The following is a 14,420-nucleotide window of genomic DNA, read 5'->3' on the forward strand; positions in this document are numbered from 1 at the left end:
TTGTATATTATTGTATTCCCATGAAGTTCAATCATTATCCTATATTTACCATAAAAAAGCAAGGCATCCGTTGACAGGCGATAGCCTTGTCTCATGATGCCTTGCAGGTAAAGTTGCCTCGTATTATTCCATGACAGAGATTCGAATGAACGGACTTAATTGATGAATCGTGCGATATTTGAATAATTGCTGTCCTTCTGCCGATAAACCTTGTTTCTCCATTTCGATCTCAACCCGAACAGCATGAAGGGACGTTCCGCCAAGCCGGAAAAAATCGTCATCAATTCCGATGCCGCCGATCCCGAGCACCCGTTCCCAAATTTGTACCAAGGCTTCCTCTGTCTGATTGGACGGAGCCCGGTACGGAGCTCTCAGAGCTGCGCTATCTTCTACTTCCTTTACCGGAATCTGGAGCATCCTTGAAGCGTCAGAATACTGCAGCGGAAGCAAATGACGGCGATGCTGCTGATTTTCACGGCCAATGAGAACTTCTTCCCAGCCCGTTCTCTCTAAACTTTGCGCCGGCCCTGTGGCGGTGCCCGCTTCGCTGCCGGTGAGCTGAGGCTGGGTCAGTCCCACGCCGGGCAGTGGCTCGTTAAGGACTTCAATATGCTTGATGGAATCAGGGATATCCTTTACTGCAATCCGGAAACACACCTTGCGGCCGGACTCCTCCGTGATGCTCCACGGTCCCGATCTCAAAAATGCGAGCAGCGGCTCATTTTTCCCGGTAATTGTGCACACAGCCTCCATATATTCGGCCTTCCGTTCATGGCAATAAGCCTTTAAAGAACTGATTACGGCCGACTCGATCCCTCTCCCAAGAATGCGGCAGCTGAGTAGGAATACATCCAGATGAACAATATCGTTTTCGAAGCGCGTTATGACCGCCCCTGTCAGTCCGTAATGCCCGAACCGGTCTGAGGCTTCAATCGCCCAGCATTTCGTATCCGGTTCAGCCCGCGTAGCTTCCAGTTCACTCTCTGACATTATATCTGCGTTTAGCGTGAATTGATTGGTGCGCTGTGTCAGCTGGGCTATGCGGGGCAGTTGTTCAGCAGTTGCTTCGTAAATGCCCAGTCTAAGCTCCAATTCGTCGAGAAAAGTCTGCAGAGAGGGAGCCGAAGAACGAATTTCTCTGCGCTTGCGCTCTGAGACATACATTTCGGTTCTCCGTTTATCCTCTTCTGTCACGCGCAGGCGATCTGTTGCCCAGATATGCTCCAGGAATGCCGGGATTAGCCGCTCTTCAGGAAGCTGAAGCGTAAGGACTTCCGGACACTGTGACTGTACTTCGGAACATTCCAGCAAACTGTCATCGATGAAGATAAAACTGTCCAGTCCTAATCCGAGTTCTTCCGCCAATGAAAGCAAGTTTTCGGATTTTAAGTTCCAATTGATCCTCGTTCCCGCAAAATGCTCTTTTTTAAGCAGCATGTCTGGGTTATTGTCCAGTACATTCCATACATCTGCTTCATTATTCTTGCTGACCAGCACCAGCAGCATGCCCTCTTGCTGCTTGCTCAGCAGATACCGCTGGAACTCGCGGTAGGGACCGGAGGCTGTTACCCCTGCCGCTCCATCCTCCCCGCATACCCCATGCCAGAGCGTGTTATCGCAATCCACCGCAATAACTTTGAAGGGATGTCCTTGCCAAGCGAGCAGCCGACGTGCAATAAGAGTACCGATTGCCGCATAAGATTCCGGTGTGAACGGCATATGTGCAGCTTCATCGGCAGTGGAATCGTGGATGTGTTCAATACCGAACATGGAGCTAAGCTCTCTGAAATCGATAACCTGAACATAATCCAGCCTTTCCAATTCGCGCTTCCAACGATTCCCGAGCTCTTCCAGGTAGCTCTCCATGACCGGAGAAGCCCCTAATGAAGCGGATACGGGAAACACTCCGGCGAATATCGGGCCCGTTCTCCGGCCAGCAGATAATGTCTGCAGCATATCGGCCAGTGCTCGTTCTAGCTTTTTAATCTGCTGGGCCTCCGGAGAGCGGTCATCCCGCAACCAATCTTCAAAGCGGACGAGCAGCAGTCCCGCAGCCTCTTCGGACGAGAAGGAGCTGTCCGGGTTCAATAGCTCCTGAAACACTTGTTGATATGGTGCAAAACGGATATCGACACGTGTTCCGAACTGCTCTCCCCACCAGCTGACATAAGAACGGATCGGGTCCGCAGTAAAGGTAGAGACGGCCGTTACGGTAAAGACACGCTCCGGCAGTGAACTGCTTCTTTTTGCCGCCGCTTCAGCCTCCTGCTCTTCGGTGAACAGCCGGATTTCGCTCAATTCAATAGCCGGGTTGTCCAGAGCCAGTTCAATCAGATCCGTAAAATGCCCCATGAGTCCCGCCATGGTTGCTTCCGCGAACAAAGCGGTATTGTACTGCATGACACAGAGCAAGCCGCCATGATCCGCATAGCCGATATCGAGTTTGAAATCGAGCTTGGAAATTCCCTTCGTAATTTCAAAATTCTCGAAAGTGAGTCCTTCGGCGGTAAGCACGGTGTCACCATCAAATTCATTGTGAAAAATCATCATCGTATCAAACAGCGGATTACGTCCGCGCGGTAGTTTCGCCGAGAGCTTCTCGACCATCCGGTCGAACGGGAAGTCTTGATTCTCATAGGCATTCATCATCGTGTCATTCAGAATAAGCAGTTGATCGAGAAGACTGAGCCGGGCTTGGAAGCGGACCCGGATCGGCAGGAAGTTCGTGAACATGCCTATTAAAGGCTCCACATCGGCATGCCTTCTGCCTGCCACCAACGAGCCGACCGTAATGTCGTCCTGACCGGTATATTCATGCAGCACAATCGTGTATAGATGAAACAAGAGCACATTAATCGTAACATTCTGGGATTTGGCCAAAGCATTCAGCCGGTCTGCGGTTTCCTTGGACAGGCTGATCTTGTGCGCTCTGCCGACAAACGATTGAAATTCAGGTCTCTCGAAGTCATACGGCATGTTCAGCACAGGGATTGTCTGCCGGAACTGGTTCATCCAATAATCCTCTTGCTTCCGAATAACATCCCCGCCCAGCAGGCGGTGCTGCCATTCCGCGAAATCCTTATATTGAATGCGCAGAGGCGGGAGATCTTTTCCGGCATACAGATCGCTGAATTCCTTAATAAACACATTCATTGAAGCGCCGTCCGAAACAATATTGTGCATATCCATAAACAGCACATGTTTCTCCGGCTCTATTCGAACGAAAGCGGCGCGAATAAGAGGGGCTTTGCCCAGATCAAAAGGCCTGATAAACTTCCGCATGATTTTCTTTAAATCTTCCTCGTCCGCTTCCATGCGTTCCACGGTAAACGTGAAACTCTCATGAATTTGCTGAACCGGTTCTCCGTCTACCATATGAAACGAGGTGCGCATGTTCTCATGACGGTGAATCAATTGAATGAAAGCCTGCTCAAAACGATCCGCTTCCGCTTTTCCGTGTACCCACAAAGCCATCGGCATGTTGTAAGTCGTTACCGAACCGATTTGCTGATGAATGAGGAACGTGCGTTTCTGTGCAGAGGACAAGCGGTAGTAAGGTTTGCTCTCTGCCGGTTCGATTGCAAAATATTTATTTTTAGCTTTCTGTCCGATATAACGGGCAAGCGCACTTATTGTCGGCATGTTGAATATATCCGACAAAGCCAGCTCCACATCAAGTTCCTTGTGAATCTTTGTGATCAGACTGGTCGCTTTCAAAGAATGCCCGCCTATTTCGAAGAAATCCTCATGAATTCCGATGTGCTCTAAGCCGAACAGATTGCGCCATATGCCGGCCAGCGTCTCTTCCAGCGGGTTGCTTGGTTCAGATAACCCTTTCTCTTTCTGGGTCTCTATCCGGTCATCCCGCTCCGTATTAGCTTGTTGTCCTGGCCTCTTCGCTGGCAAATCGGAGTGGACGATCTGGATTCCTTCCTCATCAAGCCAGAAACGGCGACGGTCAAACGGATAAGTTGGCAAAGGAATACGATTTCTTTTCCCTTCCCCGTAGAAACGGGTCCAATTTATTTTTATCCCCGCATTCCATAGACGCCCCACTTGAAGGAGCAGGTAAGCGACATCAGAGGTATTCTGCTTCGGATGACGCAGGAGGTTCACCATAACACGCTCTTTAGGGGCCCCGGCTGAGTTTTTGGAGAATTCATGATGACTCTTCGCAAATACGGTCAGGGCATTGCCTCCGCCAACCTCTACAAACGCAGCGTCCATTTCGTTCATCAGGGTACTGAGCCCGTCTGAGAACCTTACCGTGCCGCGCAGGTGCTGTGCCCAGTAAGCGGGACTAATTGCCTGCTCATCCTGAATCCAGGTTCCGGTGACATTGGAAATAAAGGGCAACTGCGGTGCTTTCAGCACAAGCTTGCCTACCTCGCGCTCATAGGCTTCCAGAATGGGTTCCATCATGGCAGAATGGAAGGCGTGTGACGTGTGGAGACGACGGCATTCGACTCCCTTCTCTTCCAAGGAACCAGCCAATGACTCGACCGCTTCCGAAGTGCCTGAAACAACGCACATGGAAGGAGCATTCACCGCAGCCAGCGATACGCCGCCGGACAACAGTGGAAGTATCTCCTGCTCGGTCAGCGGTACGCTCAGCATGACACCGCTTGGCAGACTCTGCATCAATTGACCGCGAAGGGTAACGAGCCGCACGGCATCCTCCAACGAGAAGACGCCTGACAGACATGCAGCGACGTATTCACCGATGCTGTGCCCGATCATGGCTTGCGGCTGTACTCCCCATTTCATCAGCAGTCTGGCAAGCGCATATTCGACTGTAAACAGAACCGGCTGGGCAATGTCAGTCCGGTTAATAAGTGACGTATCCGGCTCATTGGCGGAGGGATATAGTACCCGCTTCGCCTCATGGCGGATCTCATCCGGCATCAGCTCGAAGCAGCGGTCCGCCTCCTCGCGAAACACCGGCTCCTGTTCATACAACTCCCGGCCCATTCCGGTGTACTGCGAGCCTTGGCCGGAAAACATGAATACGACCGGCGGCTCATCGACAGAGGCAAATCCGTTCTGAACTTCGGGCGAACCTGGTTGAGCCAGCAGCATGACCGCTTCATCCGCGCTTCCGCAGACCAGTGTCCTGCGGTACGAGAAAGCTGCCCTTCCCTCATGGAGCGTATAGGCCATATCTGCGAGGCTCACGTCAGGATGCTCCTGCAAATGCAGTGCTATCCGCTCCGTCAGTCTGTCGAGCGAAACTTCCGTCTTGGCCGACAGAGAGATAAGCTGCGCCGACCTGCCCCGTGAGGAAGCGGAAGCAGGCGGCGCTTCCTCCAGGACAACATGCGCATTCGTGCCGCCGATGCCAAAAGAGCTGACACCAGCCCGGAGAGGGAAGGCATCGTTGGTCCAGTCTTTTAACCGGTCGTTAACAAAGAACGGACTGTTCTCAAAATCGATTTTGGGATTCGGACGTTCATAGTGAAGGGTAGGCGGCAGTTGTTTATGGGCCAGGGCGAGCACGGTCTTAATGAATCCGGCTACCCCTGCGGCGTTGTTCAGATGCCCGATGTTCGATTTAACCGAGCCGATGCCGCAGTATCTCTTCTTGTCCGTTTGAAAAGCGGTCTTCAATGCTTCGATTTCGATTGGATCGCCAAGTGTCGTACCTGTACCGTGCGCTTCAATATAGCTGATGCTTTCCGGCTCCACTTCAGCTACATGGCGAGCGGCACGGATTACGGACGCCTGACCTGATGTACTAGGAGCGGTATAGCCTACTTTTCGGCTGCCGTCGTTATTGATCGCCGAGCCTTTAATTACAGCGTATATATGGTCGCCGTCTGCAAGTGCATCCTCCAGCGGTTTCAAGGCGACAATCCCGGCGCCTTCACCAAAGACGGTACCCGCCCCTTTCTCGTCGAAGGCCCGGCAGTGGCCGTCAGGGGAATTAATCATCCCTTCCTGATAGAAATAACCGGCTCTCTTGGGCAGTTGTATCGATACGCCGCCGGCCAGCGCCATGCTGCATTCCCCGCTGAGCAGACTTTGACAAGCAAGATGAATGGCAACAAGCGATGTCGAACAAGCTGTCTGCACCGTAAAGCTTGGTCCCTTCATATTGAGTTTATAAGAAACAAGTGTGGCCATATAATCGCGTAAATTCAGCATAGCCGTCTCCAGGGTGGCGGATTCTTCCGCTGTTCCCAGCCCCTTGAACGCGCGCATGAACCAGTTGGAATTAAAAGCCGCGCCTACATATAACCCGATCGAGCCTCTATATGTCTTAGGATCATATCCCGCTTGTTCGAGCGCTTCCCAGGAACATTCGTGCATAAGACGGAACTGCGGATCCATAAGCTCGGCCTCGCGAGGCGTATAATCGAAGAATTCGGGATCGAAGTACTCGAGATCATCGAGTACTCCCTTGGCCTTCACATAATTAGGGTGAGTCACCGTCTTCACATCGATGCCTTCTTCCAACAGCTCTTCATCACTGAAAAAAGAGATGCTCTCCTTGCCGCTGCAGAGGTTATCCCAATATTCCCGCAAGTTTTTGGCTCCCGGAAACCTGCCGGACATGCCGATTACGGCAATTTCCGAACCGTTATACTCCCTACCGTTCGATATGCTCATAGCAAGACCTCTCCTTTGCGTCTCTTTTCTTTTTGCTGCTGCTGCCGCTTTCTTCCCTTCGCGGCGGAGTCGATCATTTGATGTTCCATCTCCGCCTCTTCCGCCTCGTTTTCTTCGCTGTGGGTAAGGCGCTGAGCTAGGGCATGAATGCTGGGATAGGTGAACATATCAACAACGGCGATACTCTCGTCTAACGCTTCATTCAATTTGGCGGTCACCTGGATCATATCCAGCGAGCTGGCTCCCAGATCGAAGAAATTATCGTGGATACCTACCTCGTCAATACGGAAAAATTGTTTCCACACCTCGGCTATCGTCTTCTCAACCCGATTGCGGGGCGCCGCATAAGGTGTGGTTAGATCCGGCCTGCTGAATGAGACGCCGCCTGCCGCGTGACTGTCTTCTTTCTTGCCTGCGCGCCGAATCCATTGATCGATCCGCGTCTGAAGATCACCGGTCGATACAATAATTTGGTTGCTGCCGCACGGACTGTAGACGTACCGGAACAGATCAGGCGCTTCGGCTGGCGTTATCGCCAGTTCGACAAGCGACTCTCCGATCGTCGAGCGGTGTTCTTCCCAGAATTCCCACGCATCCCAATTGACGCACAGCCACTTCGTCCCGCCAGCCCGGTTCTGTTTGCGGGCAAAAGCATCCATGTACAAATTCGCGGCCGAATAAGCGCTGAAGCCGAGTCCCCCGAGAATGCTGGCGATGGAGGAGAACAGGATGCATATCTCGGCCTCCCTGTCGGCAATTAGCCTGCCCAGCGTCTGCAAACCCTGGACTTTGGCCCGGAACTGCTCGTCGGACTGGTCTCCGCTAATATTCTCGATCGCGCGGAAAGATTCGCCGCCAGGAAGTCCCGCCGCCTGCACGACGCCATGAAGGCGGCCGTACTCACGATCAATAAACTTGAAGACATGGCGCATCTGTTCTTCATTAGACAAGTCGGCCTGCATATAGGTAACCTCAGCGCCGAGTTCTTCCAATTGCAACACACGTCTGATTTTTTGAGAAAGCGGATGCTCCTCTCCATGTTCAGCCAGACAACGCGTATATTCCTTCTTGTCGGGAAAGCTTGAACGTCCGGTAAGAATGAGCCGTGCACCATAATTGCGCGCCAGGAACTCTGCCGTCAGCATCCCGATTCCTCCCAGCCCTCCCGTAATGAGATATACACCCTGCTGCCGAAATGGAGCTGCCGATTTCTCCGCCTGGCGCAGTCCTACCGGCTTGAAATTCTGAACCCATCGGTAATTTCCCCGATAAGCGATAAGCCGGTCCGAGGGCGGAGACGATAATTCCCCGATAAGATTATCAGCGATTCGCCGCTTTTGCTTGGTCTCTTCCTGTACATCAATATCAATGCTCACACATGTAATTCCGCTGTATTCCTGCTGAATGACCATACAGGGTCCGAGCAGCGTCATTTTACCCGGAGACAGCGGCTCCATCCCCGTTACTTCCTGCATTCCTGAGGACACGACTGCTATACGGATATCCTCTACCTTATGCTTGCGCAGCGCCTGAGCCAAATAGATCAAGCTGTAGTAACCTTCTTGTTGCTGGCGGCGTTCAACCGCTTCCACATCGAAAGGTTCCATTTCCTCTTCTTCCTTCCCGGAGGAGGAAACATTCCACAGATGAGCGACTTTGTCGGGAACGAAATCCCGCTTTTGCAGTTCCTCCAGCAGCCGGACGTATTGCTCTGCAGAGCCCGGGACAAGCGTGAACGTTCCGTTCTCATGCGCGATGAAGGCGCTGCCCGCCTTAACCATTACAGTCCGCTCACCCATATTTTGAACACTTGCGGCAAGTTCGTCCGCGATCCCGCAATCATCCTTGAATACAAGCCAGTTATGACCGTTCTGACGGCTTTCTTCCGGATGCTCCTCCAGCAGGGCGCGTTCCCAGGAAGGATAATAGAACCAGTCCGCCATGTCAGCGTTTTTACCGCCTCTTGGGGCTGAGGATGGCCGTGCTCCCGGTAATGGCTGCTGCTCATCATCGAGCCAATAGCGCTGACGCTCCATCGGATAGGTTGGCAGCTCGATGCGCCTGCGCCGCTCATGGACGTAATAGCCCGTCCAATCGATGTCGATACCCGCCAGCCAGAGGCGTCCGATTTTGTTCAACAAGTGCGCGGTATCAGAAACAGCTTCCTGGGGATGTCTCAGCATATTGACAACGATCCGGTCACGCGAACCAGCTTCATGCTTGCGCACGAATGTGCTGAGCGAATTGCCCGGTCCGGCTTCTATGAATACAGAGCGCGGATTATTCAACAGTTCGTAAAGCCCGTCCGCAAACCGCACGGTTGACCGCAAATGCCTAACCCAGTACTCCGCATCCGTAGCCTCTTCAGGTGTGATCCAAGTGCCGGACACGTTGGAAATAAAGGGCAGCTCAGGCTCATGCAGCCGGATCGAGCGTACTTTATCCGCGAATGCCGCAAGTATCGGATCCATCATATGAGAATGGAAGGCATGAGATGTGTGGAGAAGACGGCAGGCACAGCCTTTGTCTTCCAGCAGCCGTGAGAATGCATCAATCTCAGCCGATGTGCCGGATACGACGCACAAGGAGGAGCTGTTGACTGCCGCCAGCGCAATATGATCAGGCAGCAATGGGCGCAGTTCCGCTTCTGACATCGCCACGCTGAGCATAGATCCCGCCGGCAGCCCCTGCATGAGCCGGCCGCGAAGCGCTACGAGCTGCAGCGCATCTTCCAGCGTGAATACACCAGCCAGGCATGCTGCCACATATTCACCGATACTGTGACCCAGCATCGCTTCGGGCCGGATGCCCCAGCGTATAAGCAGTCTGGCAAACGCATATTCGATCATAAAAAGCACGGGCTGGGCGATATCCGTCCGCATCAAGATTTCCTCTCGATGATCTTGGTCCGATTCGCCAGCGGCATAAAGGACAGCCTTTAAGTCAAGCTCTACATACGGTTGAACGAGCTCGAAGCAGCGATCAAGTTCTTCTCTGAATTCAGGTTCGTTGAGATAGAGCTCCCGTCCCATGCCGACATATTGTGACCCCTGGCCCGGAAACATGAATACTACAGAGCGTGTTTGCGTCCCCGTTTGGCCTTCGGCAATTTTATCGGACCCTATCGATGTCAAGATGGCGGTCGCTTCTTCCGCATCCTTGCACACAAATGCGGCTCTCCACTCAAAAGCCTTCCTGCCTGCTTGCAGCGTATACGCCGTATCTGCCAGATTCACTTGCGGATGCTCTGTCAAAAATGCGGCCAGACGTGCTTTCGCCTCCGTCAATGCTGTTGGCGTTCTTGCTGACAAGATCAGCAGCTTCTCTGCACGACCTTCGTCGGATGGTTCCCTAGGGGGAGCTTCTTCCAGAATGACGTGCGCATTCGTGCCACCGATGCCAAATGAGCTGACTCCGGAGCGCAGGGGATGCTGGCTGCCTTCCCAAGGCACCAGTTCCGTATTGACGACAAAGGGACTGTTAGCGAAGTCAATGTTGGGATTTCCCCGTTCATAATGCAGGCTCGGCGGAATTTGCTTCGCTTTGAGCGCCAGTACCGTTTTAATGAACCCGGCCGCTCCGGCTGCGCTGTTGAGATGGCCGACGTTCGTCTTGACCGACCCGATACGGCAAAATCCCTTTTTATCCGTGCCGAAGGCTTCCTTCAAAGCCTCGATCTCAATCGGATCCCCCATGTTTGTGCCTGTTCCGTGCGCCTCTACATAAGTGATGCTTTCCGGATCCACACCCGACATCCGATGAGCGGCACGGATGACCTCGGCTTGTCCCTTTGTGCTCGGAGCGGTAAAGCCTACCTTGCGGGTACCGTCATTGTTCAAGCCAAAACCTTTGATAACGGCGTGGATAACATCTCCATCCGCAATGGCATCACTCAGACGTTTCAGGACAACGACACCGACACCGTCTCCGAAAACAGTTCCTGCCGCCTGCTCGTCGAAGGCTCGGCAATGCCCGTCCGGCGACTGAATCATACCGTCTTCGTACAAATAACCGGATTTGTCGGGTACGCTGACAGTGGAGCCGCCGGCCAGAGCGATATCGCACGCGCCCGCCAATAAACCTTGCGAGGCCAGAACGATATTAACCAGGGATGTGGAGCAAGCGGTCTGCATCGAGATGCTGGGGCCCCGGAGATTGAGTTTATACGACAGCTGGGTGCTGAAAAACTCCCTATCGTTAAGGAGCATGGCGCTGAATCGTTCCGTTCCGCCCAAAGCAGGCGCAAAGCGGGAAACCCACTCCAGATTCGGGGTCGCGCCAGCATAGACGCCGATAAGTCCCGGATAAGTGTCGGGATTGTAGGCGGCGGATTCGATCGCTTCCCAAGCGCATTCGTGAAAAAGCCGTAACTGCGGGTCCATTAGCTGCGCTTCCCGAGGTGAATAGCCGAAAAACGCGGCATCGAACTGATCGATCCCGTTCAAAGCGCCTTTGGCTTTTACATAGGAAGGATGAGATACAAGCTGCGGGTCGACGCCTGCCTGTACCAGCTCTTCGTCCGTGAAGAACGTTATCGACTCGACGCCGTCGCGCAAATTGCTCCAGAACTGGCCGATGCTGTCCGCACCCGGAAATCTGGCGGCCATACCTATGACCGCTATCTCAAGCCCATTCTCCCCCACGGCTTCACGTTCCGTTTGTTCCTGCCTTCCCGTCAGATCTCTATCTTGGACCGATATGGTCCTCATCCGCTCGGAACGCGCCATTCCCTCGTTAATGGCATTCTGGCGCTCTGCTTCTTCTTCAACCGCTGCCTCATCGGACGCTGAGCTTCCCTGTCCGTTTCCACGTAAGAATGCCGCTAAGGTACGAACGGAGGGATAAGAATACAAGGTAACCACGGGCACTTCCATCCCCAGCACTTCCGCAAGCTTATCAGCCAGCTGGGAAATATCGAGCGAGCTTGCTCCGATTTCAAAAAAGTTGTCATTGATCCCAAGATGCGCGAATCCGAAGTGATTCTGGACAAGTTCTGCAACCGTCTGTTCTATAGAGGATGCAGACCGCATACGCGCGGCTACTTGGGATTGTTTAACAGCTTCGTTCCCGGTCTCCGTTTCCGTAGCTCCCATTCTCCGCTGAGCTGTTTTCTCCTGCATGTTTCGCAATGACCATTGTGCGCCCTCTACGGAGTACCGCTGGCGTTCGAACGGATAAGTCGGCAGAGTAACCCGCCGTCGGCGTTCCGAGCTGTAGTACCCCTTCCAATCGATCTGCGTGCCTGCAATCCACAGTTTGCCGATCTTCTCTAGTAAGAAAGCATCATCTGCGGCCTGCTCGTGCGGATGACGGACGAGATGGAACACTTCATGCTTACGCTCCGTTTCCTTCCCCTGTTGTTTACGGATGAAGCTGCTGAGAACATTGCCAGGTCCGATTTCTATAAATACGGCCTGCTTCTCCTTAAGCAGCTCGGCCGCCCCGCTTGCGAACCGCACCGTTTCCCGAAAATGCCTAGTCCAATATGCGGGATCGGCGACATCTTCCGGCGTTATCCATGTTCCCGTTACATTGGACACATACGGAATTGACGGGGCGGATAGGACCACCTGCTTGACTTTTGCCTCATATTTCTCCAATATCGGCTCCATCATGGCCGAATGAAACGCATGTGACGTATGAAGCTTTCGATGCACCACCTGCAGCCCGGTAAGTTTGGTTTCAAAGGAAGCGATGTCCGCATGCGGGCCGGAAACAACACAGAGCTCCGGTCCATTAACGGCTGCAAGCGCCAGTCCTTCCGGAAGAAGCTCTAATAAACTTGCCTCGTCAAGGGAGACGCTCAGCATCTCTCCGGCAGGCAGGCTCTGCATAAGCTTGCCGCGCAGTGTGACGAGCTTCAGCGCGTCCCTAAGTGATAGAACACCCGACAGGCACGCAGCCGTGTACTCTCCGATACTGTGCCCGATCATGGCATTCGGCTTAACGCCCCATGACATCAGGAGCTGCGCGAGCGAATATTCGAACGCGAACAAAGTCGGCTGTGCCGCTTCCGTCTGGTTAATCCTATCAGCAGCTGCCGCACTGTCCGAAGCCCCGTACAGCACATGCCTTGGATCGGTGCCACCCTCTGCTGTAATGATCTCGCAGCAGCGGTCCATTTCCGCCCGGAACAAAGGCTCCTTGCGGTATAAATCAGCTCCCATGTTCACATACTGCGAGCCCTGCCCCGGGAAGAGGAAAACAACCCGGGTCTGATCCCTCTCCGACTCGCCCGTTTGCAATTTGCCTTCATCGATAGCATCCAGACGCTCCAAAGCTTCACGGACATCAGCGCAGACCAGTGTTCGGCGGTAACGGAACCGTTTGCGGCCTGTCTGCAGCGTATAAGCCGCATCAGCCAAATCAGCTTCGGGACAAGTCCGCAGAAACTCGCCGAGATTGCGAGTCGCCCGTTCTAACCCTTCCTCCGTCCGGGCAGAGAGTACGAGCAGTTTCAGATCGCGTCCCGCCGAACTTGCCGCGCCAATCGGGGCCTCCTCCAGAATGACGTGGGCATTCGTCCCCCCGATACCGAAGGAGCTGACTCCTGCTCTCCGAGGTCCTTCTGTTTTTCTCCAATCGCTAAGCTCCGAATTGACTTTGAAAGGAGAGTTTTCAAAATCGATTTTGGGATTCGGTTGATGAAAATGAAGGCTTGGCGGGATTTGCTGATGCTTAAGCGCCAATACGGCCTTGATGAAACCCGCGACTCCTGCCGCGGCGTCCAGATGACCGATATTGGATTTGAGCGAACCGATTTTGCAAAAGCCCCTTTTATCCGTGGCGAAAGCAGCTTGCAGCGCCTCCACTTCGATCGGGTCCCCCAGTGTAGTCCCTGTTCCGTGGGCCTCGATGTACCCGATACTTTCCGGATCAACTTCTGCCATTTGGTGGGCTGCGCGAATAACTTCCACCTGGCCGTTCGTGCTTGGCGCCGTGTACCCTACTTTCCGGCTGCCGTCATTGTTAACCGCCGAGCCTTTGATAACCGCATGAATAACGTCTCCATCCCTAGCGGCGTCTGCGAGCCGCTTGAGCACGACGATTCCGATTCCGTCGCCGAACAAAGTGCCGCTTGCGCCTTCGTCAAAAGGCCGGCAGTGTCCGTCGGGAGATTGGATCATTCCTTCCTGGTAGAGATAGCCGGTTGTGCGCGGCAAATTGACCGAAACCCCTCCGGCCAAGGCAAGATCGCATTCGCCGGCCAGCAATCCCTGGCAAGCCAGATGAATGGATACAAGAGAGGTAGAGCAAGCCGTTTGCACGCTTACGCTTGGGCCTTTCAGATTCAGTTTGTATGAAATTCGCGTCGTAAACGAAGGATTATTTAATTGCAGAATTTGAAATTGATCACTGGCATGTACAGCATTCATGGCTTGGCTTGCGACCCAATAGGTGTTAGGAGAAGCCCCTGCATACACCCCGATGAGTTGATCCTCGGTTTCGGGAAGGTGTCCCGCATGCTCAAGCGCTTCCCATGCACATTCGTGGAACAGACGGAACTGTGGATCGATTAGCTCGGCTTCTCGTGGCGTGTATTCAAAAAACGGCGCATCAAACGACTCCACGTCCTCTAGCTGAGACTTTGCTTTGACATACTGGGGATGCCTGAGCATTTCCGGGGCAATCCCTGCTTTCTCCAGCTCTTCATCCGTAAAAAAAGTGACCGACTCCTTGCCGGCACGCAAGTTTTCCCAAAACTCCGTGAGGTTCTTCGCACCCGGAAATCTTCCTGCCATTCCAATAACGGCAATTTCCAAACCGGTTTCTCCGTACTTCTCGTTCTCGGCACTCATCTTGCCACCTCC

General features: G+C 53.5%; 2 protein-coding genes. Both read right to left on the minus strand.

The window, feature by feature from the left end; genetic code table 11:
• Nucleotides 1–123: 123 nt before the first annotated feature.
• Nucleotides 124–6,609 carry an HAD-IIIC family phosphatase gene (locus MKY48_RS29335; protein ID WP_339268123.1) on the minus strand — a complete coding sequence of 2,162 codons (6,486 nt, stop codon included), beginning with the start codon at nucleotides 6,607–6,609 and terminating at the stop codon, nucleotides 124–126.
• Nucleotides 6,606–14,408: an SDR family NAD(P)-dependent oxidoreductase gene (locus tag MKY48_RS29340; protein ID WP_339268125.1), complete on the minus strand. Its 7,803-nt coding sequence runs from the start codon at nucleotides 14,406–14,408 to the stop codon at nucleotides 6,606–6,608. Before MKY48_RS29340 ends, MKY48_RS29335 begins: the two co-directional genes overlap by 4 nt.
• Nucleotides 14,409–14,420 lie beyond the last annotated feature (12 nt).

The sequence above is a fragment of the Paenibacillus sp. FSL W8-0187 genome, from assembly GCF_037969755.1.
GTDB lineage: Bacteria > Bacillota > Bacilli > Paenibacillales > Paenibacillaceae > Paenibacillus_AQ.